The 25,815-nt window shown below is 41.9% G+C and carries 26 protein-coding genes; 15 read left to right on the forward strand and 11 right to left on the reverse strand.

The features are described 5' to 3' along the window. Positions 1-90: 90 nt before the first annotated feature. The 4 genes from H5164_RS10145 to H5164_RS10160 all read right to left on the reverse strand — a co-directional run bounded on the left by H5164_RS10145 (position 91) and on the right by H5164_RS10160 (position 3,132). A complete protein-coding gene (locus H5164_RS10145; protein WP_124017450.1) occupies positions 91-585 on the reverse strand; it encodes a thioesterase domain-containing protein in 495 nt (164 codons plus the stop codon). A gap of 46 nt (positions 586-631) precedes the next feature. After that, positions 632-1,069, reverse strand: a complete 438-nt coding sequence (gene dtd / locus H5164_RS10150; RefSeq protein ID WP_124017449.1) for a D-aminoacyl-tRNA deacylase — start codon at positions 1,067-1,069, stop codon at positions 632-634. 96 nt (positions 1,070-1,165) lie between these two features. Continuing rightward, on the reverse strand, positions 1,166-2,149 hold the full coding sequence (locus tag H5164_RS10155; RefSeq protein ID WP_124017448.1) for an alpha/beta fold hydrolase: 984 nt from the start codon (positions 2,147-2,149) through the stop codon (positions 1,166-1,168). Between the two features lie 5 nt (positions 2,150-2,154). Next, complete coding sequence (locus H5164_RS10160) at positions 2,155-3,132, reverse strand: virulence factor BrkB family protein (RefSeq protein ID WP_124017447.1); 978 nt, start codon at positions 3,130-3,132, stop codon at positions 2,155-2,157. A gap of 105 nt (positions 3,133-3,237) precedes the next feature. Between H5164_RS10160 and H5164_RS10165 the strand changes: the two genes are divergently transcribed. Together H5164_RS10165 and H5164_RS10170 are read left to right on the forward strand one after the other, a co-directional pair. Then, positions 3,238-3,462 carry a hypothetical protein gene (locus H5164_RS10165; RefSeq protein WP_011635820.1) on the forward strand — a complete coding sequence of 75 codons (225 nt, stop codon included), beginning with the start codon at positions 3,238-3,240 and terminating at the stop codon, positions 3,460-3,462. A 58-nt stretch (positions 3,463-3,520) separates the two neighbouring features. After that, a complete protein-coding gene (locus H5164_RS10170; RefSeq protein ID WP_124017446.1) occupies positions 3,521-4,168 on the forward strand; it encodes a DUF2959 domain-containing protein in 648 nt (215 codons plus the stop codon). Between the two features lie 114 nt (positions 4,169-4,282). Here H5164_RS10170 and H5164_RS10175 read toward each other — a convergent pair whose 3' ends face one another. Then, positions 4,283-4,753, reverse strand: coding sequence for an Lrp/AsnC family transcriptional regulator (locus H5164_RS10175; protein WP_124017445.1), 471 nt, complete (start codon positions 4,751-4,753; stop codon positions 4,283-4,285). Positions 4,754-4,964: 211 nt separating this feature from the next. Beyond that, positions 4,965-6,374, reverse strand: coding sequence for a glutamate--ammonia ligase (glnA, locus tag H5164_RS10180; RefSeq protein WP_124017444.1), 1,410 nt, complete (start codon positions 6,372-6,374; stop codon positions 4,965-4,967). A 480-nt stretch (positions 6,375-6,854) separates the two neighbouring features. On the opposite strand from glnA, the gene typA reads away from it, so the two are divergent. The 6 genes from typA (at position 6,855) to H5164_RS20155 (ending at position 14,083) form a co-directional block, all read left to right on the forward strand. Next, a complete protein-coding gene (gene typA / locus H5164_RS10185) occupies positions 6,855-8,666 on the forward strand; it encodes a translational GTPase TypA (RefSeq protein ID WP_124017443.1) in 1,812 nt (603 codons plus the stop codon). 377 nt (positions 8,667-9,043) lie between these two features. Then, positions 9,044-9,355 carry a pyrimidine/purine nucleoside phosphorylase gene (locus tag H5164_RS10190; RefSeq protein WP_124017442.1) on the forward strand — a complete coding sequence of 104 codons (312 nt, stop codon included), beginning with the start codon at positions 9,044-9,046 and terminating at the stop codon, positions 9,353-9,355. Positions 9,356-9,488: 133 nt separating this feature from the next. Further along, positions 9,489-10,013: a DUF4124 domain-containing protein gene (locus H5164_RS10195; protein WP_182755921.1), complete on the forward strand. Its 525-nt coding sequence runs from the start codon at positions 9,489-9,491 to the stop codon at positions 10,011-10,013. Positions 10,014-10,152: 139 nt separating this feature from the next. Continuing rightward, a complete protein-coding gene (glnL, locus tag H5164_RS10200) occupies positions 10,153-11,190 on the forward strand; it encodes a nitrogen regulation protein NR(II) (protein ID WP_182755923.1) in 1,038 nt (345 codons plus the stop codon). 36 nt (positions 11,191-11,226) lie between these two features. After that, entirely contained in the window at positions 11,227-12,639 is a 1,413-nt protein-coding gene (glnG, locus tag H5164_RS10205) for a nitrogen regulation protein NR(I) (RefSeq protein WP_124017439.1), read from the forward strand. A gap of 214 nt (positions 12,640-12,853) precedes the next feature. After that, a complete protein-coding gene (locus H5164_RS20155; RefSeq protein WP_182755925.1) occupies positions 12,854-14,083 on the forward strand; it encodes a sensor domain-containing diguanylate cyclase in 1,230 nt (409 codons plus the stop codon). Between the two features lie 94 nt (positions 14,084-14,177). Here the strand turns inward: H5164_RS20155 and H5164_RS10215 are convergent, their stop codons facing one another. Further along, on the reverse strand, positions 14,178-15,554 hold the full coding sequence (locus tag H5164_RS10215; protein WP_182697720.1) for a GntP family permease: 1,377 nt from the start codon (positions 15,552-15,554) through the stop codon (positions 14,178-14,180). Between the two features lie 137 nt (positions 15,555-15,691). Between H5164_RS10215 and H5164_RS10220 the strand changes: the two genes are divergently transcribed. After that, positions 15,692-16,204 (forward strand): gluconokinase, encoded by a 513-nt coding sequence (locus tag H5164_RS10220; protein ID WP_182755927.1) that lies wholly within the window; start codon positions 15,692-15,694, stop codon positions 16,202-16,204. 82 nt (positions 16,205-16,286) lie between these two features. Here the strand turns inward: H5164_RS10220 and H5164_RS10225 are convergent, their stop codons facing one another. After that, positions 16,287-17,156: a cation diffusion facilitator family transporter gene (locus tag H5164_RS10225; RefSeq protein ID WP_182697718.1), complete on the reverse strand. Its 870-nt coding sequence runs from the start codon at positions 17,154-17,156 to the stop codon at positions 16,287-16,289. 223 nt (positions 17,157-17,379) lie between these two features. Next, on the reverse strand, positions 17,380-17,871 hold the full coding sequence (locus H5164_RS10230; protein ID WP_182755929.1) for a Spy/CpxP family protein refolding chaperone: 492 nt from the start codon (positions 17,869-17,871) through the stop codon (positions 17,380-17,382). Between the two features lie 276 nt (positions 17,872-18,147). Between H5164_RS10230 and H5164_RS10235 the strand changes: the two genes are divergently transcribed. The 3 genes from H5164_RS10235 (at position 18,148) to H5164_RS10245 (ending at position 21,772) form a co-directional block, all read left to right on the forward strand. Next, the gene (locus H5164_RS10235; protein WP_182697717.1) at positions 18,148-19,575 is read left to right on the forward strand and encodes a thioredoxin family protein; all 1,428 of its coding nucleotides are present in this window, start codon (positions 18,148-18,150) and stop codon (positions 19,573-19,575) included. Positions 19,576-19,691: 116 nt separating this feature from the next. Then, complete coding sequence (locus H5164_RS10240) at positions 19,692-20,378, forward strand: response regulator (RefSeq protein ID WP_124017432.1); 687 nt, start codon at positions 19,692-19,694, stop codon at positions 20,376-20,378. Beyond that, positions 20,378-21,772 carry an ATP-binding protein gene (locus H5164_RS10245; protein WP_182755931.1) on the forward strand — a complete coding sequence of 465 codons (1,395 nt, stop codon included), beginning with the start codon at positions 20,378-20,380 and terminating at the stop codon, positions 21,770-21,772. The genes H5164_RS10240 and H5164_RS10245 overlap by 1 nt, the downstream gene beginning before the upstream one ends. 278 nt (positions 21,773-22,050) lie before the next feature. Here the strand turns inward: H5164_RS10245 and H5164_RS10250 are convergent, their stop codons facing one another. After that, positions 22,051-22,209 (reverse strand): YqaE/Pmp3 family membrane protein, encoded by a 159-nt coding sequence (locus H5164_RS10250; protein ID WP_124017430.1) that lies wholly within the window; start codon positions 22,207-22,209, stop codon positions 22,051-22,053. 314 nt (positions 22,210-22,523) lie between these two features. Between H5164_RS10250 and H5164_RS10255 the strand changes: the two genes are divergently transcribed. The 3 genes from H5164_RS10255 (at position 22,524) to H5164_RS10265 (ending at position 24,971) form a co-directional block, all read left to right on the forward strand. Further along, a complete protein-coding gene (locus tag H5164_RS10255; RefSeq protein WP_182755933.1) occupies positions 22,524-23,915 on the forward strand; it encodes a mechanosensitive ion channel family protein in 1,392 nt (463 codons plus the stop codon). Between the two features lie 256 nt (positions 23,916-24,171). After that, complete coding sequence (gene trmL, locus H5164_RS10260) at positions 24,172-24,636, forward strand: tRNA (uridine(34)/cytosine(34)/5-carboxymethylaminomethyluridine(34)-2'-O)-methyltransferase TrmL (protein WP_124017428.1); 465 nt, start codon at positions 24,172-24,174, stop codon at positions 24,634-24,636. Continuing rightward, positions 24,636-24,971 carry a DUF2956 domain-containing protein gene (locus H5164_RS10265; RefSeq protein WP_182755935.1) on the forward strand — a complete coding sequence of 112 codons (336 nt, stop codon included), beginning with the start codon at positions 24,636-24,638 and terminating at the stop codon, positions 24,969-24,971. Before trmL ends, H5164_RS10265 begins: the two co-directional genes overlap by 1 nt. Before the next feature lie 21 nt (positions 24,972-24,992). Here H5164_RS10265 and H5164_RS10270 read toward each other — a convergent pair whose 3' ends face one another. Then, entirely contained in the window at positions 24,993-25,556 is a 564-nt protein-coding gene (locus H5164_RS10270; protein ID WP_259396786.1) for a hypothetical protein, read from the reverse strand. Positions 25,557-25,815 lie beyond the last annotated feature (259 nt).

Consider the following 25,815-nt stretch of genomic DNA (forward strand, 5'->3'; position numbering starts at 1 on the left):
TGACCAATTGAGCCAGTATATTAGTCTATAAAAAAGAAGAAAAGTGCATTAATTTCGCAATAACATTCGATAAAATAGAAAAATATTAACTCAATCTACACTAGATGATTGTTGTGGCAAAGACACAAACTGGCCAGTGAACGTAGCGCACATGATCTCATCGCAATACAAGGCGACCTCTAAAGTCATCTTGACGCGTCGACCTCTGGTTAATGGAGTTAAATCGGTATAAGGCCAAATCACTTTAGCATAAGGCTGTTTAGTAACAGGCTTCAAATACCTTACTTTCGCATCAGCCAAGACAATGTCGCCATGAGCTTGTGACAACTGCTGCTGTAACCACACCATTCCCCATCCAGTTAGGGTCATTAAAGTATAAATGCTGCCAGCAAACATGGTGTGATGTAAGTTAATGTTGGGCTCAATTGGTGCGGTCACCTTTAAGCTATCGCCATTGAACAATACTGGAGTAATCCCCATAAATTTACTGACAGGAATAGTGTTGTGCCAAGTTTCACACAAGGTTTTGAGTAAGGCTGTCACCTTAGCGTCTGATTGTGCTTCAGTGAACGACATATCAATCATAACGGCATCCCTCCGATGGTTGATCTATGATGACAATAGAACTGTGCTATACCTGCAGATTGAAGGTTACAGGGCCATCATTGACCAACTCGACCTGCATATCTGCACCAAATTGACCCGTCTCGGTCATAACCCCTTGTTGACGGCAATACTCCACAAAAGCCAGATAAAGACTATCTGCTTGCTCGGGTGTTGCGGCACAAGAAAAACTCGGTCTTAAACCTTTACCAGTATCAGCTGCCAAGGTAAATTGTGACACCACTAATAATTTGCCACCAACTTGAGCCAGATTTAGATTCATCTTGCCATTTTCATCACTAAACACCCGATAGTTAATGACTTTCATGGCTAATTTAGCCATTTTATCAATATTATCTTCGCGCTCCACACCGAGTAGCACTAATAAGCCTTGGTCAATTTTGCCGACTATTGCGTCGTCTACCGAGACTGATGCGCGTTTAACACGTTGAATTAATGCAATCATAACCATCCTAAAAATATTCTATTTAGCGACATTTTTTGGATAACATCATATTAAATAGAACAACATTAACAAATTATTATTAAATGAAGCTGTTTATTAGCTGAACTTAGATGCCGCGTTATCTAAACGTAAAATGGCTTGGGTAACGGCTTGAAAAACGGCTTGATCCGTTAAGGCATGATATCCCGCGCTAACATGCTGATAATCTATAGATTGATGACCACACTCTTCAATAAACGCCGTTAATATATGTTGAGGACAAACCCAATCATATTCACCTTGGATTAATACTGTTGTGGCCTCAATAGCGCTTGCAAGTGTTTTAAATTGGCTATACACATCAAAAAAATGCTGTTGCACATAATGATGACCTATTTTCGCGCAGCTTAACGGTTGGGCGACCTCGCCCATAAACTGACTTGGCTGCGCTAATGCATATTCCCACATAAGCCAGTGTTGCACTGCATTTTCAACTACTTGTGGATTATGATGATTGAGAACAACTTGGTAAGCATTCATAAGGTGATCAATAGCAATGGCCGGACTATGTGTATCGGCCTGTGGTAAAGCCGTTGTAAGCTTGGGCTCAAGAACATCAATGAATCGTGCATATTGAGTATTAAAAAACTGGCTTGCACCATTAGGTCCATATAACCAATTTATGCCAAGTTGAGAGGGAATAAACATTCCCCATAACACTTGAGCGATCACGCGGCTAGGATACAAACCACTGTACAACCAAGCCAATGTCGCGCCAAAAGAACCTCCGGCTAAATACCATTGCTCAACGTCAAAGGTGCACCTTAGCGTTTCAATATCAGCCACCAAATCCATTACTGTGTTGTGCAATAGACACCCAGATGGTAACGAGCGTCCCGCGCCGCGTTGGTCAACAAAATAAATATGAAACCCTGTACTAACAAATAAGCTTAGCTCACTCCGGCAACAACCTGCACCAGGGCCGCCGTGTAAATACAATAATGCGGGGCCCTTTTCGCAACCATATTCAGCAACATGTAATTGATGACTGTTACCCACATCAACAAATTGCTGTTGAATAAATAGCGGTAATTCAGTCATCAAGATTAATACTTATCAGTTGAGGAAACCGATCCAGTAGACGGCTTATCAACCACTAAAGGATCATGCACATTGTGTAGGCTTTGCTTTTCAGTCTCTGAAAATATTTCGGCTTTAAGATCTTCTGCAATGACAGATAAGCCCTCTAAATATTCTGGTAAAGCCGCGGTAATTTCAGCACCAAGCAAAACAATAATCCACGATAAATATACCCAAACAAATAAAATAGGAATAACCGCCAGCGCCCCATATATCGCTTCGTAACTTGGAAATTGAGTCACATAAAACGCAAAGCCTTTTTTACCGGCTTCAAACAAAACGGCTGCAACAATGGCCCCTAATAAGGCATGTGAAAACTGCACTTTTTTATTCGGTACCACCATGTACAACAGTAATATTGAGGCCGCAGAAAACAGTAACGGCAGGCGTTCAACAATCCACGGCACTAATCCAGACAACTCACTGCCAGTTACCACCTCTAATGACACAACATATGAGGTTGCCACCAAACTAGCACCAATGAGCACGGGACCTAGGGTCAATACCATCCAATACATTGAAAAAGAAACAACATATGAGCGTTTATCAGTAATTCGCCAAATATTATTGAGCGCTTTATCGATAGCGGAAATCAGCATAATAGCAACGAACACTAACGCAATAATACCGACAAAGGTGCCTTTAGATGCATTGGCAACAAACTCATTAATATAAACTTGAACCGTATCCCCTGCAGCAGGGATAAAATTATTATAAATAAACCCTTCAATGTTACCTCTAATGCCTTTAAACACCGGAAAAGCCGATAACATCGACATGGTGACGGCGATCATAGGCACCAATGACAGCAGGGTCACATAAGCTAAATGCCCTGCGCGGATATTAATTTGATCTTCTGTCAGCCGTTGTTTGAGATGGAGTAGAAACTGCCAAATCCCACTCAAAAAAGCCACAATAGGGCTGTAATTAAACTTTTTGGGCATAATAATCCTTATTTAATACCTCGTTAGTGGAGATAACATTTGTATTAAGTCACTAACTTCGTACAATGTTATAACATATTAGTCATCGAATAATGGAGCAAATTGATGTCACAACAAGGTTCGGCGGGCAATGTGCTCGCAGCTGTCGCGAGTTTGTTTTTCCCGGGTTTAGGGCAGCTTTTACAAGGGCGTATCTTAGCGGCTTTATTATTTTTCTGCATTACTGCCGTTTGCTATTTCTTTTTTGTGCTGGTGATCCCTGCAATCATTGGTGGTCTATTCCATTTGTGGAGCATCATCGACGCTGCAAAATTTAAATCAGGCAGTTAATCAAATAATTAACCTCAGCGAAGTCTTTTTCGCCTCACACAATAAAAGAGACACATTGATGAAAAAATGGATATCACTGGCACTATTAAGTAGCAGTTTACTGTTGAGCGGTTGTCAAAGCGCCTACTACGGTGCAATGGAAAAAGTCGGCTATCACAAGCGCGACATTATGGTTGATAGAGTACAAAGCGCTAAAGAGTCGCAACAAGACGCTCAAAAGGAGTTTAGTTCTGCGTTGGCAGAAATGCAGGCATTATTGGCATTTGATGGCGGTGATTTAGAAGATGCCTACAATAAAGCCAAAGATGAGTATGAGTCAGCTCAATCTGCAGCTGATGAAGTCAGCAATCGCATCGAGAAAGTCGAAGATGTCGCTGATGCATTATTTGACGAATGGCAAACTGAAATCGAAGAAATTAGCAAAGCCAGTTTACGCCGCAACAGCACCAACAAACTCAATGAGACCAAGCGTTCATATAACTCGCTGGTCAAAAGCATGCGTCGTGCCGAAGCCAAAATGCCACCCATTTTAACGGCAATGAAAGACAATATGTTGTATTTAAAACATAACCTAAACGCACAAGCGATTGGGGCCATTAAAGGCGATTTTGCCAATTTACAAACCGACATATCCAGCCTGATTAACGACATGAACAAATCAATCGCTGAATCAAATAAGTTTATTGAGTCAATGGAGCAAGGCTAGCCATTAGCAAAAACATCAATTCAATACCCAAAAGCACTGTCTCTACATTCGTCATCTATGATGTTCTGACAGCTGCTTTGGAGATTGTTGAACTGATTGATATTCAAGGGTAGATCAATCGATCGGCGATTCATCTACCGGTAACGCAGTGCGGCTAAAAATTTGCTTTAGTACCACTGTGGTTTCAATGCTCGCGACAAACTTGAGGTTACCAAGAGATTTCTTGATGAAGTGCTCATAGGAAACTAAGTCTTTAGCAACTATTTTGAGCACATAATCATACGCCCCAGTCACTACTGCACACTCCATCACTTGTGGGAGTTGCGCCATAGTAGATTCAAATAATGCGGTTGATTGATCAGTATGCTCAGTTAAACGAACCGATGTATAAACCACCACATTCAAGCCTACCTTTAGCGGATCAACTTGCGCACCATAACCTAAAATAACCTTATCTTGTTCAAGCTTTTTGACTCGTCGCAAACAAGGAGTATCTGACATATTAACCTTGTCGGCTAATTCAGAAACAGCCATTCGGCCCTGACGTTGCAGTATTTCTAATAGCTTGAGGTCTTTCTTATCCATTGAACACATCGTTTTTGAGTGAGTGATTAACGGTATAAATATCACACTCTTGAGTGAAATCCTCTAAAAACTTACGTTATTCACAAAAATATCAAACAATTGCGCACTACAAAAAATAAGCCTGACAATATTGTTATTTTTTCACATAAAAAAACCCGATAAGTGATTATCGGGTTTTGTTGACTGATTTATTGCCGAAGCAATTGAGTCATTACAAGCTGTAGTACATTTCAAACTCAAGTGGATGAGTAGTACGTGCTACACGCTCAGATTCTGCTGTTTTAAGCTGAATATAAGACTGAATAAAGTCTTCGCTGAACACGCCGCCTTTAGTTAAGAACTCATGATCCGCTTGTAAATTTTCTAGTGCGTTTTCTAATGAAGTCGCAACCTGTGGAATTTCAGCCGCTTCTTCAGCAGGTAAGTCATATAGATCTTTATCCATCGCTTCGCCTGGGTGGATCTTGTTTTGAATACCGTCAAGACCAGCCATTAGCAATGCTGCAAAACCTAAATATGGGTTTGCATGTGGATCAGGGAAGCGCGCTTCGATACGACGACCTTTAGGGCTTGGTACCACTGGAATACGAATTGAAGCACTGCGGTTACGAGCAGAATACGCAAGCATAACTGGCGCTTCAAAATGTGGCACTAAACGCTTGTAAGAGTTAGTGCTTGGGTTAGTGAATGCATTCAATGCACGAGCATGCTTAATGATGCCGCCAATGTAATAAAGAGCAAGGTCACTCAAACCAGCATACTTATCACCAGCAAATAAGTTTACGCCATCTTTAGACAAAGATTGATGCACGTGCATACCACTACCGTTGTCGCCAACGATTGGTTTTGGCATAAATGTCGCCGTCTTGCCATAAGCATGAGCCATGTTATGAACGACATACTTAAGAATTTGAATTTCGTCCGCTTTTTTAGTCAATGTGTTAAAACGCGTAGCGATTTCGTTTTGACCGGCTGTTGCCACTTCATGGTGATGCGCTTCAACCACTTGACCCATTTCTTCCAGCACTAAACACATTGCTGAACGTAAGTCTTGTGAAGAGTCAACTGGCGCAACTGGGAAGTAACCACCTTTCACCATTGGACGGTGACCAGTGTTACCTTCTTCATAGCTTTTAGCTGAGTTCCATGAAGCTTCTTTAGCATCAATTTTAACAAAACAACCTGACATGTCAGTACCAAAACGGACATCGTCAAATAGGAAGAATTCAGGCTCTGGACCAATCAATACTGTATCTGCGATACCAGTAGAAATGAGATACTGCTCAGCTTTTTTTGCAATTGAACGTGGGTCGCGATCATAACCTGTCATGGTACCAGGCTCTAAAATATCACAACGAATAAGTGCGGTTGTTTCTTCAGTAAAAGGATCAAGTACAAACGTTGTAGGATCAGGCATGAGTACCATGTCAGATTCATTAATGCCTTTCCAGCCTGCGATTGAAGAGCCATCAAACATTTTACCGTCTTCAAAAAATTCTTCATTTACTTGATGAGAAGGAATAGAAACGTGCTGCTCTTTACCTTTAGTGTCGGTAAAGCGTAAGTCTACAAACTTAACTTCTAACTCTACAAGTTGTTTTAAAACTGATTCAACTGACATTCTCAAGCCTCCGGTAGGGTAAAGGGTTGTCCCTTAATATAATCTTGGTATTCGCCAGATGGTGCATCTGGAAAACGAATCTGTGCATAATGGTCTGTAATAAGCGATATTCATGCCACTTCGCTAACTAATTGATTTTATTGATATGAGACTTCTATCAAATCTTCAAAAAAATAAATCTGCACCATCTTCGAGCACCACTATGTTTCATCATGGTGCAAAAGTCCATAATAGTGCACCCTGTAAATATGGCTATTTTAAACAATGTCACATTTTTGTATTACAGTATGGTTATGCTTAATATATAAACGTTTTATGCTGTTTTTTAATCCATAGCAAGCGATAGATTTACAAGTGTTCAAAAATAATCCTATCTACAAAAGCTGCTGTGAAGTAGAATGGCACGCTTTTTTACAGTAGCTATAACCAATAACTACTGTTAGATCCTTTTTTTTTATTTGCTGGTTTAGAGGTTTATCCGTGCTAGAGAATTTACGTAACATCGCCATTATTGCCCACGTTGACCATGGCAAAACAACCCTGGTTGACAAAATGTTGGCGCAGTCAGGAACCCTTGCATCTCGTGGAGAAGCTACTGAGCGGGTTATGGATTCTAACGATCTTGAAAAAGAACGTGGGATCACCATTCTGGCAAAGAACACAGCCATCCAGTGGAACGACTACCGTATTAATATCGTAGATACTCCTGGTCACGCCGATTTCGGTGGTGAAGTTGAACGTGTTCTATCTATGGTTGACTCAGTATTACTATTGGTTGATGCAGTTGATGGTCCTATGCCACAAACTCGCTTTGTAACCAAGAAAGCATTCGCTCAAGGCCTTAAGCCAATTGTTGTTATCAACAAAATTGACCGTCCAAGTGCTCGTCCAGATTGGGTTATTGACCAAGTATTCGATTTATTCGTTAACTTAGGTGCCACTGACGAACAACTCGATTTCCCAATCGTTTATGCTTCGGCATTAAATGGTTTTGCAACCTTAGATCCAGATGTAGCGAGCGATGATATGACGCCGCTATTCCAAACTATCGTTGAGAAAGTGTCTTTCCCAGATGCTGATGCAGAAGCGCCATTCCAAATGCAAATTTCTCAAATCGATTATAACTCATACGTGGGTGTAATCGGTATTGGGCGTATTACCCGTGGTAGCGTTAAGACTAACCAACAAGTGACCATTATTGGCGCTGACGGTAAGACACGTAACGGTAAAATGGGCCAAGTATTAGGTTACATGGGTCTTGATCGTACTGAAGTACCAATTGCAAATGCTGGTGACATCGTTGCCATCACAGGTTTAGGCGAGCTTAAAATCTCTGACACTATCTGTGCTGTGAATGCAGTAGAAGCAATGCCACCGTTAACTGTTGATGAACCAACACTAACGATGACATTCCAAGTAAACACTTCTCCGTTCGCGGGTAAAGAAGGTAAGTACGTTACTTCACGTAACATTCTTGAACGTTTACAGACTGAATTAGTTCACAACGTAGCACTACGCGTTGAAGAAACAGAAAGTCCAGACCGTTTCCGCGTTTCAGGTCGTGGTGAATTACACTTATCGATTCTAATTGAAAACATGCGTCGTGAAGGTTATGAATTAGCTGTATCGCGTCCAGAAGTTATTCTAAAAACAATCGATGGTGAGTTATGTGAACCATACGAAACAGTTACTGTTGATGTTGAAGAAGATCATCAAGGTACCGTAATTGAAAAATTAGGTGTTCGTAAAGGCGAAATGAAAGACATGCAGCTTGATGGTAAAGGTCGTGTACGTATCGACTTCGTTATCCCAAGCCGTGGCTTAATTGGTTTCCAAACCGAATTCTTAACTGCAACATCTGGTACTGGTCTAATTTATCATTCATTTGATCATTACGGTCCACACAAAGGTGGCGATATTGGTCAACGCGCTAACGGCGTATTGATTTCAAACGCAACAGGTAAGGCACTAACATTCGCCTTATTCGCATTACAAGACCGTGGTCGTATGTTTATTGGTCACGCTGCTGAAGTGTATGAAGGTCAAGTAGTGGGTATTCATGCTCGCTCTAACGATTTGACAGTAAACTGTTTGAAAGGTAAGCAGCTAACTAACATGCGCGCATCAGGTACTGATGAAGCACAAGTATTGACGACTCCTATTACACTGACACTTGAGCAAGCTCTTGAATTCATCGATGATGATGAATTAGTTGAAGTAACTCCTAAGAACATCCGTGTTCGTAAGAGATTCTTAACTGAAAACGAGCGTAAGCGTAATAACCGCAGTTAATTACCATTAATGAGTGGCAACACTCATTAAGACCTAAAAAGCCCAGATGCCTGCATCTGGGCTTTTTGTTGTCTGGTCTCTACATGCTAAATGCAAAAGAGCCTAGGACGCTGCGCTGCTAGTACGCTTCGCGGCTAGAGGCTATAAAGTCAACAGCTTAACAGCGAAGCGACGCTAGCAGTGACGCAGTCACGCCCTAGCAGCGAAGCGATTCTAGCTGTGAAGAAGTCACGCCCTAGTAGCGAAGCGATTCTAGCTGTGAAGAAGTCATGCCCTAACAGCGAAGCGACGCTAATGATACAAGATGAAAACATTTAACTAGATATTTTACGTAAACGCAGATAGATTCGACTCAAGATGATTTTTAAGGAGAATATATGAGTATGTTGCAACAGGTAAGCGTCGCTAAAAAAGCCAATGTGTATTTTAACGGTAAAGTGATTAGTAGAAGTGTGGTGTTGGCTGATGACAGTAAACAAACTTTAGGTGTTGTGTTGCCTGGTGAATATGAATTTGCTACTGCTCAAGGTGAAATAATGCAGGTCATCTCAGGCGAATTTGAAGTGTTATTGCCTGGTCAAACTGAATGGGCAGTCTATGCTACAGGTACACACTTTCAGCTTGCACCAAATGTGAGCTTTAGTATCCGTACGGCACAAATTTCAGAGTACTGCTGCCAATATATATAGGGTTATTGCACCTTAATAAACAATATTGATTTAATAGTGCCCGCTTACATTCAGCTTAAACAACACAGTTTAAGCTGATTTTTTTTATAAAAACGTCTACTCTAATTGAGACTATCGTTTTATGGAGTGCATTATGCGTATTCTCATCCTTATTGGTTTATTATTATTAAGCGCGCAAAGCCTCGCAACCGTTTACCGCTGGGTCGATGAAAATGGTAAAGTGCATTACTCAGATGAAGCAAAAAAGAATGCTGAAGCTGTTGATCTAAAAGAAAATACGCAGAATAATATAACCATTAACACTCCCACCAAAATCAACACCACTGAGCCAAAAGAAGCCCCAATTAGCTACTCAATCTCAATCACCTCTCCTCAAGAAGAGGCAACGATTCGAGATAATAACGGCGCGTTCACTGTATCAGTAAGTGTCTCTCCGGAACTGCCTCGCGGTGTGATGATGACATTATTGGTTGATGGTATTGTCACTGCACCACCTCAAGCATCAAATATATTTACATTAACCGGCATTAACCGAGGTGAACACTCACTGGTTGTTAATGTTGTAACACAAAGCGGCAAAGTCCTTGCATCAAGCTCTCCTAGAAAGATATTTCTTCACCAAGCATCTGTATTTGGACCCGCAAGAAAGTCCAAGTAAATAAGATAAAAATCAGTTTATTCATTAACTTAAAAAAATATGTGTGACTACTTATCTTAGTGAGAGCTTGTGTGTTTCGGGTTGCGAATTGCACCAATTCGGTGCAATATGATAGTGCAACCCTATACTAGGACGGCTAATGGACACAAATAACCTGCTCAATCACTTAGTTACCGCTGTGCTGGTTATTAATAATCAGCTCAAGCCATGTTATGCCAATGCTGCTGCTGAACAATTATTGGGGGTCGGTAACCACAAGCTATTAGAACAAACGCTTCCTGAACTTTATCAGCTTATGGGAGTTGAGCCACAGTTATTGCGCGATGCCGTTAATGCCGGCCAAGGGCTCACCATTAATACTGCCGTATTGATTACCCTTGATGGTCAGCATCACACTGTTGATATTACCTTGATGCCAATTGAAAATGATAATAACATCAGCATCTTAGAACTGCGTCAAGTGGATCAACAGCGGCGCATTCATCAACAGCTGAATATGGACGCGCAACAGCAAGCTGCACAATTTTTGGTCCGTAACTTAGCTCATGAAATTAAAAACCCACTAGGCGGCCTTCGTGGTGCGGCACAGTTATTATCTCGAGAACTAACTTCACCTGATTTAAAAGAATTTACCACCTTAATCATCGAACAAGCAGATAGGTTGCGTAATCTAGTAGACCGCTTACTTGGCCCGCAACGTCCGACACAGCATACACAACAAAGTATTCATCAAGTCATTGAAAAAGTGCTTAAACTGATTGAAATGGCGCTGCCAGACAATATCCATTTAAAACGAGATTACGACCCGTCCATTCCTGACATTGAAATGGACTCAGATCAAATGCAACAGGCTGTATTGAATATTGTCCAAAATGCCATTCAGGCTTTAGAGCATTGTGGCGGAGATATTGTTATCCGCACTCGCACCCAGCATCAGGTCACGATTGGAACCCACCGCTATAAAGTGGTACTTGCATTGTCGATTATTGATAACGGCCCAGGTATTCCATCTGAACTATTGGATACCCTTTTTTACCCTATGGTTACCGGTCGTGATGAAGGGTCTGGATTAGGTTTATCCATTGCACACAACATTGCCCGATTACACCGCGGTCGCATCGATTGTATTTCGGTTCCAGGTCATACCGAATTTATTATTAATCTGCCATTACAATAACTAGCATGCCCTATGTAGGCAGAATGAGGTAGTAACATGAACATTAGTGAACAAGTTTGGATCCTCGATGATGATAGTTCGATCCGTTGGGTACTCGAAAAAGCTCTTAAAGGCGCATCACTGTCAACAGCCAGCTTTGCTGCTGCAGAATCTTTATGGCAAGCCTTAGAGGCATCTCAACCACAAGTCATAGTGTCAGACATCCGCATGCCAGGGACTGATGGGTTAACCTTACTGGATCGCTTACAGCTGCATTATCCGCATATTCCAGTGATCATCATGACAGCTCACTCTGACTTAGACAGTGCGGTGAGCGCATATCAAGCGGGTGCATTTGAATACTTGCCCAAACCGTTTGATATCGACGAGGCGATTAATTTAGTAGAACGCGCACTGACTCATGCCACAGAGCAAACACCTCAGCCGGTGATAGATACTTCGATTAAAACCCCTGAAATTATTGGTGAAGCACCAGCGATGCAGGAAGTTTTTCGGGCCATAGGTCGCTTATCTCGTTCGTCAATTAGTGTATTGATCAATGGTCAATCGGGTACAGGTAAAGAACTCGTTGCCGGGGCATTGCACAAACACAGTCCGCGTAAGGAAAAACCCTTTATTGCGCTTAATATGGCAGCCATTCCAAAAGATTTGATTGAATCAGAACTCTTCGGTCACGAAAAAGGAGCATTTACAGGTGCTGCGAATGTGCGCCAAGGTCGTTTTGAGCAAGCCAATGGCGGTACCTTATTTTTAGATGAAATTGGTGATATGCCAATAGATGTGCAAACTCGGTTATTACGAGTACTTGCTGATGGACAATTCTATCGTGTTGGCGGCCATCAAGCTGTGCAAGTGGACGTTCGCATTATTGCTGCAACCCACCAAAATCTTGAAGTATTGGTACAAAAAGGCACCTTCCGTGAAGATTTATTTCATCGTCTCAATGTGATTCGAGTTCACCTACCGCCATTATCACAGCGTCGTGAAGACATTGCCCAGCTCGCTAATCATTTTTTAACCACAGCAGCAAAAGAAATTGGCGTAGAGCCCAAAATATTAACCAAAGCCACCGCAGTAAAACTGGCTAATTTACCTTGGCCAGGCAATGTGCGACAACTGGAAAATACGTGTCGATGGTTAACTGTAATGGCTTCTGGACAAGAAATATTACCACAGGATTTACCACCAGAATTACTCAAAGATCCGGTTAGCAGCCAACAGAAAACAGCTGGAGCAAGTGATTGGCAAACCGCGTTAACAGATTGGATTGATGAAAAGCTTGCTGCGGGTGAAAGTGATTTATTAACTGAAGTTCAGCCTGAATTTGAGCGTATCTTACTTGAAACAGCGTTAAGACATACTCAAGGCCATAAACAAGAAGCCGCTAAACGCCTCGGCTGGGGAAGAAATACTCTGACACGTAAATTAAAAGAGCTATCAATGGACTAAAAGCAGAACTACACAATATAGCCATAATGATGTTATAACATTGTTAAGCTTATTGCTGTGGCAGCACTATTTTTGTCTAATTCTAATATAAAACATGATCTCAAATAGTCGACGTTACCGCATTTACACATGGCATTGACTTGGCTGCAGAAGCAATAGTATACGTACCATGAAAATTGCGGCCTAAAATGTAATATTCAACTAAGGACAGATTGTGAATTCTGATGCTCCTTTTGGTGTGGTTATTCATCAAGACTTTATACCACTGTATGCAGATGATAGTTATGCAAAAATCTTCGGTTATCAAACCGCTAAAGAAATCTTAGCGCTGAAAAGTATTTTAGAGTTAATCGATCCTGAACTACAGGATCTCGCAGCACACACTTACTATGCATTAATGAGTGGAATTGAAAAGCCTCAGGTGCGAAATTACATTAATCGTAACCGTCTTGGTATGACGATTAATGTATTAGCCATTGAACACCTTGTCGAATGGCAAGGTCGAACAGCACTGCAAATAACGATTGTTGATTTAACCGAAGTCACCGCACTCAAACAAGCTGTTGTACAAAGTGAGCATCGCTATCAACAGTTAGCCAATGGATCTGTTCAAGGTGTTTTGGTGCATCGCAACTTTAGCCCGTTATATTGTAATGAAACACTCGCGACCCTACTTGGTTACCCTAATCGCCAAAGTATTATGTCACTCAAATCGATTATGGGTATCATTGAACCTAGTTATCAAGCACAGCGAATAGAGGCTAGCAATGCATTGCTAGCCAATACCATTACACCTCAGACTGTCGATATCCAGTGCTTGCATTCAAGTGGTCGTCTCATATGGGTAAAAATACTGGAGACTGTTATCAGTTGGGAGGGACAACCCGCCACTCAAATGACCATGATCGATATTACTGAATCTTATTTGCTAAAGGACTTACTCAATAAGGAAATCTATATTGATTACCTTACCAAGGTGCTGAATCGACGAGGGCTATTGCATTTTAGTCAGCGATTAATAACCGATACTAATCTTAAGCGTGAGCACCTTTATTGTTTATTGATCGGCGTAGACGATTTAAAGCAAATTAATCATTTATTTGGCCATAAAATGGGTGATAAAGCCTTAGTTAATTTTGCTCAACATTGCCAAAACAATCTAGGTGAAGTCGACTTAATCGCTCGTTGGAGTGGTGATGAGTTTATTGCCATCATCCAAGCTAATAGCAAAAAGATAGTCTTAAATATTGCCGAGAATATTCGCCATAGCAACGACGATACATCGCTAATAGAACCAGAAACCAATAAGCCTATTCGTTTTAGCGCCAGTGTTGGCGTGTCGAACTGGCAAGCCGATGATACTATCGACAGTTTTATTTTGCGGGCAGATTCAGCATTAGAGCAAGCTCGATCCCAAATAACTAATCAACTTGTTTTTACATAATCTAAAGGCGATTAACACACTATATTACATGAACAAAAAGCCGCTACTGCGGCTTTTTAGTATCGAAAATATCAACCCCATCACTGGCTGATATTTATAACAGTATGCTTAGTGAACCCACAATGATAAAGGCAATAGTACCCAGTAGGGTTTCCATAACAGTCCACGTTTTTAAGGTGGTTTTTTCATCCATTCCCATTAAACGTCCAACCAACCAAAAACCGGAATCATTAAAGTGTGATAACACCGTTGAACCACCTGCAATGGCAATAACAATAAAACATAAATCCAAAGCACTTAATCCAGCGGTTGCCGCTACCATAGGCGCAATTAACGCCGCTGTTGTGGTTAATGCCACGGTTGCCGACCCTTGTGCCACCCGAAGACAGGTGGCAATGACAAATGCCGCAACGATTAGTGGCATACCTGTATGTGACAATGCATCCGCTAATGCCTGACCAATTCCACTTGCACGTAATACGCCACCAAACATGCCACCAGCACCCGTCACTAATATAACCGCACAAATAGGCCCTAATGAGTCACCACACAATTTCTCGAGCTGTTGCATACCATAGTCTTTGGCAAATACCACTAAACATACTAATAAGGTAATCAGTAATGCAATTGGCGTCTTACCCAGCATTCGCAGTAATTCAACTATTGGTGACTTACCATCGATAACGCCAGCAACGGCTAAGGTGTTTAGCCCAGTGTCCATAAAAATGAGTATCACAGGTAACAGCAAAATCGACATTACCGTGGCAAAGTTCGGGATCTTATCGACATCGATAATCGGAGCTGTACTGAGGAACACTTTTGACACGGGAATATCAAATTTTTTACCCGCATATAACCCAAATAAATAAGCACCAATATACCAAGTGGGGATCGCCACCATCATGCCAACAAAGAGTAATAAACCAATGTTAGCGCCGAGTAAATCTGCAGCCGCTACCGGTCCAGGATGTGGAGGAACAAACGCATGCATCACGGCAAATGCACCGGCAGACGGTAAAGCATACTTAAGAGGTGAATCGCCAAAGCGTTTAGCTACACTAAAAATGATCGGCATCATCACAATTAGGCCGGCATCAAAAAATATTGGGAAACCAAATAATAACGAAGCAATACCTAAGGCTAATGGGGCTTTTTCTTCACCAAAACGGCAAATTAAACTATCAGCAAGCACTTTCGCACCGCCAGTTACCTCCAAAATCTTCCCTATCATAGCGCCAAGACCAACAAGCAAGGCAACAGAAGCTAAAGTGCCACCAAAACCCGCCATCATTGTTGGCACCACTTGATCACTATTAATACCACTGGCCAGTGCTGTTGCCACACACACCAATGTTAATGACACAAAAGCGTGCAGTTTCATTTTAATAATCAGTATTAATAACGCGATAATGGCTAGCGCAGCGATCATCAGCAAGTAAGTCGGGTCTGCGGTTGGTACTATTGTGTCCATACTATATTCCAAAGAGATTAATGAGAGTGCTAATTCGAATTCACAAACCTCAATGAGATCAGTAAACTCAAGGCATAAACTGAGCTGAAAAAATAAGCCTTTAATTATATAAGCTTATATTAAGGAATGGTAAGAGAATGACAGGGAAATGCATTATTGTAATGGGTGTGTGCGCATGTGGTAAAAGCAGCGTAGGCGAACTGTTAGCAAAAGTGATGAATGCCACTTTTGTAGACGGTGATGATCTGCATCCGCAAGCCAACATAGAAAAAATGGCTCGAGGAGAACCCCTAAACGATGCCGATAGGGCACCTTGGTTATCACGTATTCGAGATTTGGCTTTCGAATTTGAAACCCAACATAAAACGGTGATCATTGGCTGTTCAGCACTCAAACAATCTTATCGAGATCAAATCCGTAAAGGTAATCAACAGGTCGGATTTTTATATTTAAAGGGTAGCTATGAACTGATTTTAGCGCGGATAATGGCAAGAAAAGGCCACTTTATGAAACAGAACATGGTCGATAGTCAGTTTGCCACATTAGAAGAACCCACTAATGAACCATTAGTGGTAACCGTCGATATTGATGCCAGTATTACAGACATAGTGCAGCAAGCTTTAGCACAATTTCGTGATCAGGGATTTTAAGCTAACACGTCTGAACGCTAACCTGTGCCAGCTTAAACACAAATATTGTTGAGCTGGCATTGATTGCGATTCTCTAATCTCTCTACACCGGATCTTGGTGAATAATCACCTCTGCATCATCAAACGCCGCTTTAATCGTCAAGCCTGCTTTATCTGCTATTTCATGGGCATCATGCAATGATAAGTTACCCGCTAATTCCATGTGCAACTGAATAAAGGTCGTTTTCCCAGCCTGGCGAGTACGTAAATCATGAATGCCTTGGACGCGAGGATCTTGCTTAGCTAAGGCTTTAATTTTATCACGAGTCTCAGTGTCTAATTCGCGATCAAGCAAGCTTTGAACTGAACGATAACCTAACCCAAGCGCTTGATTACCGATAAAAAATGCAATGAACACCGCAAACAAACCATCGGCCCACCACCAGCCATATTGCGCCAATATTAGGGCGAACAACACAGCCGCATTCAATAATAAGTCCGACTTATAATGCAATGAATCAGCTTCAACTAACGAGCTCTTAGTTTTTTTCAAAGCATGTCGTTGCAACAAAACAAGGGCAAATGTCATGACTATCGCAATAATAGTGACCACGATACCACTCATGGCATTGGTAACTGGTACTGGATGAATTAACTTTTCGCCGCCATACAATAATAACAGCGACGCCGAGCCTAAAATAAACGCAGCTTGCGCCAAACTCGCTAATGGCTCAGCTTTTCCGTGACCATATCGGTGATCTTTGTCCGCAGGAACAATGGCATATCGAATGGCAATAAAATTAACTATCGACGCGAGTGCATCAGCAAATGAATCCGTTAATGACCCCAACATACTGGCAGAGCCTGAATACAACCAAGCCAATAATTTGATCACGATAAGGCACAGTGCTGTAGCGACTGAAGCGCGGCTCGCTAATTTGACCCAAAAGTCATATTCAGATGATGTACTCATAAAGACGTTGTCGACTCTTTTTACAGATAATTTAACAGACCTTACTATAGCAAGTTAGCTGGCTGTTTTGGGTAATGTTTTATTAAATAATCTTAAATTGCACCAAGACCTTATATAAAGTCGCAACAGAGACAATGCCACTCCATATAGGCATTAACTAAAAAGCCATTACCCAAAGGTAATGGCGATTATGTTGCTTTAACCATGCTGAACTAGCAACTGATTAACGACGTGGCTTGTGGCCTTTACCTTGTTGAAAGTTATCTTGAAACATTTGTTGCTGTTCAGGGGTCAATAGTTGATAAATTTCATTCTGCATTTTCAAGTGGTTCAACATTTTTTGCATGTGTTGCTGTTGCTTTGCTTGGGCCATTTCAGTGGCTTTCGCTTCATCAAAACCAGCGGTAGTGATTAACGCTAGCATATCAGCTCGGTGCGCAGCTCGCTGTTCTTTCGTTGGGCGCTCAGGACGATTACCTTGATATTTATTTAACACGGCTTTGACATCAGCTCGCTGTGAATCCGTTAAATCTAACATGCGTAGCATTTTATGCATGCCACCCTTATGACCATGATATCGATCACCTTTAGCGGCGACATTCTCTGTCTTTACCGTGTTGTCAGTAGTCTCTGCCGCATATAACTGGCTGGCTAATAACGCTGAACTTGCCACTAAGGCCACTAAACTCGTTTTGATGATTGATGATGTTTTCATTGTTAAGTTCCTCGGTATGTATGGGATTTATTGTCTGCCTCAGCAGATTTGATACTCAGTTTACCGAATGCAATGTCAATGAGGGTTAAGACAGAGTAAACCTATGTAAAGAAGGTTTTTCATAGCACTTTAGCGCCAGTAATTCATGATCAAGTTGGCATATTGAATGATAAAAACCCCAGTAATGCGAGCCAGTTAACGTAATTCAGACTTGATCCTTACAGTAATCATATTAGGGCATAAAATCTAACTATTAGCGCTTTAATGGAATAAATTATGAACCGATTGATTGGCCAATTACTGTTACTTCTTTGTGTATTGATATTAGCTCCAAGCTCAATAGCCAGTACCGTGGCCTCAACAGACGACTCAATTTGGTATACTCAGCAAAACCAGCAGCCAGTGGTAAAGCTGCATTTCTTTTGGTCGAAAACCTGCCCTCATTGTCGTGAAGCCCATCCTTTTATTGATGCTCTAGGCGAACGTTTTGACTGGATCGAATTACACGACTACGTCATTAGTGAACCCGGCAATGTTGATAAACTCATGGAAATGGGTCAAAAAACAGGTGTTGAACCCAAATCGGTGCCCTACTTTGCTATTTGTGGTGAGGCCGTAGTGGGTTATAACAGCCATGAAGTGACTGGACGTTTCATTCTAGAGCGCTTGGTTAACTGCTACCAACGCCAAGGTGGTAAAGCAGATATTGGTGATAAGCTTGATGATTTCCTCGGAGCTGCGCCAGTTGCAAGCGCACCACTGTTTGAAACCTGTAGTGACAATAGCGACGATCCACAAGCCGAAGGCTCATGTGGTATGTCATTTGACCAAGCCAGCGACATAGCCCCTGCGCCAACGGTTCAACCTGTCGACATTCCACTCATTGGCGCTGTACATCCAGAAGAAATGTCATTGCCGGTTCTAACCTTAGTGTTAGCTGGTGTTGATGCCTTTAACCCGTGCGCCTTTTTCGTGCTGCTATTTTTACTGAGCATTATGGTGAATGCAGGCAGCCGCAAACGTATGCTGTTGGTGGGCGGTATTTTTGTATTTTTCTCCGGTCTTATCTACTTCGTATTTATGAGCGCTTGGCTTAACTTATTCCAAGTACTCGGCGGCGGTGATGGCGGTATCATTATCACTTGTGCGGGGGTATTGGCGTTGATAGCAGCAATCGTCAATATAAAAGATTACTTTTATGGCCGAGGCGACGTTAGCTTATCCATGTCGGTGGAAAACCGTGGTTCGCTTATTAAACGTATGGGGAAATTATCTAAAGCCAGTTCATTACCTACAATGATTTTAGGTTCAACTATTCTGGCAATTTTAGCTAATACCTACGAGCTGCTCTGCACCGCAGGCTTTCCAATGATTTACACCTCAGTGTTGTCATTATCAGATCTCGATACCATGCAACGTTACTTATACCTCATCGCTTATAATGTGGTTTACGTTATACCACTGGCCGCTATTGTGATTGTCTTCTCAATGACATTAGGTAAACGCAAACTCACCGAAAAAGAAGGTGAAGTGCTTAAACTGATGTCAGGCATAATGATGTTAGGTTTAGGCAGCATGTTAGTGTTTAATCCTAATGCTCTACAAAATGCGGTCTTCTCGGTCGGCCTGATCCTCGGATCAATTATACTGACCTTTATCATTGCCAGAATTAAACGCTACATAGTGCAAAATAAAGCGGGGTAAATGTAAAACTGTGCAATGTTGATATGATTTAATCTTGGCATGAGATAAGCTCAATTGATCGAAAAATCTGTATGTTAACGTCAACATACAGATTTTCTTTGTGCCAGAGGACAGTTATGAATCGCATTTTACTTATCGACGATGATATTGGTTTATCCGATCTACTCAGCCAATTACTTGAGTTAGAAGGATTTGCACTAAGCCAAGCTTACGATGGTGAGCAAGGGCTGATGATGGCACAACAGCAAGACTTCGATTTAATCCTTCTTGACGTTATGCTACCCAAGCTTAATGGCTTTGAAGTATTGCGAGCTTTACGGCAGCGCAAACAAACTCCAGTATTGATGCTCACCGCCCGCGGTGATGAAATCGATCGGGTTGTCGGTCTTGAAATCGGCGCCGATGACTACTTACCAAAACCGTTTAATGATCGCGAATTAGTCGCTCGAATTCGTGCCATATTACGGCGTGCACAAACCACCCAACAAGATAGCCAAGCCCATGAAATGATGCAGTTTGGTGATTTACGACTCGATCCGACCCGCCAAGAAACCTATTGCAATGAGCAACTGATTATCCTTACTGGTACCGAATTTTCCTTGCTGTTCAATTTAGTTGAAAAATCTGGCGAACTGGTGACCAAAGACTCGTTAAGCGAAAATGTATTAGGCAAAAAATTAATGCCATTTGACCGTAGCTTAGATATGCATTTATCTAACTTACGTAAAAAATTACCTGAACGCCAAGACGGCCGCCCACGAGTTAAAACCCTCCGCGGTAAAGGCTATATTTGGATACCGTAATGCTGAAAAACAATCCATTTAATCGGCTGTTTTTTAAATTATTGCTCGGCTTTTGGCTATGCAGTTCGTTAATTATTGCTCTAGTGTCGTTATTGCCGCTATTACAGCAAAGCCATGATCGCTCACCTTTACCACCTAGCTTAGAGCAGGTGCTAAAAAACATCGCCGAACGAATACAACAGCAACCACAGTTACTCGAAGGCAAAAGCCTCCAACGTCTGCATCGTAGTCGCAATAAGGATGGAAGCCGCAACCATGGTCCTATGCGGGTATATTTAACCGACGGCGAAGGACAAGTATTAAATACTCAACGAGTATCACGCGAATTTAGACGTTTTCAGTTGATGGCCGAAGAGGCAGATCAGCCCATTAGCCACCAATTTAGAGATGAATTTATTTTTGGCCCCTATTCTTTTGAGGTCAATGATAAAGCCTATCAGTTATTTGGCCGTTTACCCGATAGTCATCCTCGGCCATGGTTTTTATTCTTTGCCGATAATAAATTACTCACAGCAGGCTTAGCCATTTTATTATCTGGGTTATTATGTGGTTTGCTGGCGTGGTACTTAGGTAAACCATTACGCTCGCTTAAACACAGCGCTAATGCCCTCGCAAGAGGTGATTTATCGAGCCGAGTTGATGCAGCCACAGCGAGTAGACGTGATGAAATGGGCCAGTTAGCCCAAGCGTTCAATGGCATGGCTGACGCAGTACAAACCATGATTAACAATCAGCAACGATTAATGGGTGATATTTCTCACGAACTGCGCACGCCGCTCACTAGACTGCAATTAGCCTTGGCCCTCGGCCGTAAAAAAGGTCAGCAAAGTGAAGAACTAGAACGTATTGGCTATGAAGCTTTACAGCTTGAAGCATTAATCAGTGAGCTACTTACCCTATCTCGGGTTAGCTTGGCCAGCCATGAAAATAAAATCGAGCTCGAATTAGCCGAGTCACTAAGCCAAGTGTTAGATGACGCTGAATTTGAAGCGGAGCAGCAAGGGAAGCTATTACAAATTGATATACCAGAGGCACTGCAATTACCTCTTCACCCAAAGACACTCTCGCGCGCCATAGAAAATCTGCTGCGTAATGCAATTTGCTATGCCAACAGTCAAATAACCATCAGTGCGGTCCAGACGGGTAAACATATACTCATTACAGTAGAAGATGACGGTCCTGGTATCGACCCCAAAGAACTTGAAGCTATTTTTAAACCTTTCTATCGCCCAGATACCGCTAGAGATAGAAAAAGTGGCGGTTGGGGATTAGGCTTGGCAATCACCCAAGCTGCCATTACGCTACATCAGGGCAACATAGTGGCAGAAAATCTGATTGGCCCGACGGGCAAGCGCCAAGGCCTTAAACTGAGTATCAGTTTACCGATAAATTAGGCTAGCTAAAAAAGACAATAACTTAACCTGTGCATGCTTATCGTCCTGAATAATGGCATTATCTAAAACCCCTGCACACGCAGGGAACAAGCAAACATCAATAACAGCTCAGTTTCATAAACCGACACAGCTAAATTAACGTTGTAAACATTTAATAGAAAAGCAATTCAACGATAAGCATGTATTTAGGTAAAAATTACCCTTAACTGGCAACATTTTCCGATTAATGTAAGCAGCCTGAGCCGCTTAACCTTTAGGCATACTTATCTTGACCGCTACTAACGTTTAGCAATCACCCATACTGCGTGAACTATCCCTGGAATGTAGCCTAGCAAGGTTAAAATTATGTTTAATAATAAGGTTTTACTTAGCCCTACTTGTAGAAAAACCCCAAGTGGCGGCAGTAAAATTGCGATTATAATACGTAATAAATCCATGATATTCTCCATTTTGAATGACTGAGGTTAGCGGTTCCCCCCAGCGTGTATTAACTAACTTACATTGATGGTCATAAAGTACAACGCAATTACCAGACCACTATTGCAAGTGTTGCTATTATTACCCTTAATGAGCATCATTTTTTAAGCAACGACAACACCGCATATATTGACTTATTAGTATGCCTTTAGTAGAAAAAAGCCCTTTTTGCATGCTGAAAAACATTAACGGATAACGCTTACAAGCTTTGGTGTCGGTGACGATTATTTGCTAGTATTGAATAAAGACGGGCTTGTACCTAGCGGGTAATCTTATGATTTGTCGATTTTTTTTAAACAGCATTCCTCATTGCAAGCACCGCTCATGCTCAACATTAAGTCGATGGATTCTCCTATGGAGTTTAGTCACTACTTTTGTTTGCTTGACCAGCTTTGCGCCTACTTATGCCCAGGCAGCCCCCTCACCCAACACGGTGAAACAACTGATACAAATTAACGATCCAAGCAGTGCAATCGACATTGAAATACAAGGCTCTGTCGTCAATCTGCATGGCTCCGTCACCGAGCAAGCCAGTAAAGAACGCATACTGCAAACCATCGCCGCCTTACCTGGTGTGACTCAGGTTGTAGATAATATTCAATTACGCGCTATGGAGCCGTTATCTTTAGCTCCTCTGCAGCAAGATGCACGGCAGTTTTGGGCCAAAACCTTACAGTATTTGCCCAGCTTAGCCCTAGGACTGGCAATATTTTTGCTACTCTTTTGGCTTTCTCGCCCTATTGCTCGCCTGCTTATTCAGCCCTTAACTTGGGTCACACAGAGTGAGCTTATTCGTTTAGTGATGCAGCGCAGCTTTAGTATGCTGATCATATTATTAGGGCTGTATATCTTTTTGCGTCTCGCTGGCTTAACTCAATTTGCCGTTGCCATTATTAGTAGCACTGGGGTAATAGGTCTCATTTTAGGTTTTGCCTTTAAAGACATCGCCGAAAACTTTATTTCCAGCTTACTGCTCAGTGTCCAGCGCCCGTTCAAATTAGGCGACGTCATTGCTGTGGAAGGTCAATTAGGCATTGTAAAAAAAGTCACCGCAAGGGCCACTACGTTAGTCGACTACGATGGCAACCACATCCAAATTCCCAATGCCACAATTTATAAAAACGTGATTAAAAACCTGACCGCAAACCCAAGAATACGGGGCAATTTTATGATTGGTATCGGCTACGATACCAGTATTCGTAAGGCTCAGGACATCGCCATGGAGATCATGATGGCTCACCACGGCGTACTAGCAGATCCTGAGCCGCAGGTACTGATAACCAACCTAGGTTCTTCCACTATTAACCTGCAAGTGTATTTTTGGGTTAATGCAGAAACTCATAGTGTTCCAAAAGTGGCTTCAATTTTAATGCGCTTACTGGTACGCGCTTATGAAGCGAATAAAATCAGCATGCCAGATGATGCTCGCGAACGCATTTTCCCTCAAGGGATACAATTGGTCTCCAGCAGACATCAGCAAGACCAAACTCAGTTAAGTGGCCAACCAATAACGGAGCAAGCTAATTTACCAAATGAGCAAAAAATTTCGGATTTATCCGATGAAGTCCATGATGATGCTAGCGTTGATATCAGCAGCGATACTGATGATATACGCCGACAGGCAGCGCAATCTCGCGATCCAGAGAATGGTGCCAATATTATCTAATAACGATGTTCACAACCTATATTCAGACTAATATTGGCGATAACAGCAGTAGAATCGGCTGCTAAAGTATCAATAAATAACTGGTCTTTAATTAACTGTGACTGCCTCAAATACAGTTGGCGCTAAGTCTCCATCAAGGATGATCATTCGTGCTATACCGCCCATTTCACCAAGTCGGCATTGATAACGTCTCGCAGAAAAACCTTGCTTAAGGTATAATTCGTCCCTCTTTTTATGCTTCGTACCTAAGGTTGCTATGTTTCATATTGCCCTTTATGAACCCGAAATTGCTCCAAATACCGGAAATATCATTCGTCTATGTGCCAACAATGGCTCACAGTTACATTTGATTGAGCCATTGGGTTTTGATCTCGAAGAAAAGAAACTCCGTCGTGCTGGACTTGATTATTCCGATATGACCAGCGTCACTCGCCATAAAGACTATGCCGCTTTTTTAGAGGCGATGGCAGGAAAACGGATTATTGCCTGTACCACTAAAGGTAGTCGTCCTCATACTCAAATTGCTTTCCAAGAAAATGATGTCTTGTTATTTGGCCCTGAAACCCGTGGCTTACCAATGGATATTATTGATGCAACCCCACTGGGGCAGCGATTACGTATTCCAATGACCGCCAATAGTCGTAGTTTAAACTTATCAAATTCAGTTGCCATCATTAGCTACGAAGCATGGCGTCAACTGGATTTTGCAGGCGCTGAATAATGAAGAAAACGCTATCCCCAGAAACCCAGAATGATGCTTTAGCGATTGCCAAGGCCACTCAAAAGCCTGGACAAGTTAAAGAACAAACTAAGCTGATTGCCGCGGGGATTGAAAAAGGGATAGCGGAATACAAAAAACGTGAAAAAGCGAAAGCTCGGGAACGTGATAAAGCGCGTAAACAGCAACAGAAAAACAAACATGCGATTCCAAGCAATGATGATGCGGATATGTCTTACAATGAGCAAGAGAGTCTACTCAACCCACTAACATGGTCGTTAGCCGCCTTATTACTCTTGAGTTGGGCTGGATTTGCAGCTTATCTATTTTATCGCTAATTGAATGATTTAAATTAGTTTCTAATCTGTCGGCGGCGCAACCTCTGCCGACGGTTTAAGTAAGCTAATAGCTCTAATGACCTGATACTGATCACTGTCGTCATCTAAATAATGGGCGTTTTGCTGCCACTGCCAGCCTTTTATTGTCGGTTCTGCATCACCAATCACGGGATCAAACTGTAACTGCACTAATGCAGGACGCTGATTTATTTCACCTTTACCTAGAAATGAATAACTGCCCGCTTGCTCATACAGGGTCAGCTGTTGTGATATATCGTCGGTGACGCCATTGGCATACAGCAATAAAATATGATCTTCTTGTTGTCTAAACCACCAGGTCTCGCTGTTTGAAAAGCGGCTACCACGGCTAACACTAATGTATAAATTCCGTTGATCAGCCGAACACATTACCGAAGTACTTACCTTTTTAGCAACTGTATTAGGATTAGCTGCATTGCCCTGCCACTCGCCAGCTAATTGACTACAAAATATATCTAAAGTCACTTTGCCTGCATAAGAGGCCGTTGAATGCATTAGTAACAAGATCGCTGTCAACAGTATTATTGATCGATATTTTGCGTTCATCAAACCTCCACTTATTAACATATCCTTTCACATTGCAAACAGACCAAACTCAATATAGCTAACCCTATCGGCCTCTATTTAGGCGCAGCGAACTCATTGACTCAAAGAATTGAGTTAATGAACTTACTCAATGAACTTACTCGATGAACTTAGCTGCTAACGTTTAGCGTCTAAATTTAATCACATTATCAGTTAGATCCATAAAAAATGGCCCACTTATGTGAGCCATCATAGGATATTACGAATTAACTAACTGACT

This window comes from Shewanella sp. SG41-3 (assembly GCF_014164545.1).
GTDB classification, from domain to species: domain Bacteria; phylum Pseudomonadota; class Gammaproteobacteria; order Enterobacterales; family Shewanellaceae; genus Shewanella; species Shewanella vesiculosa.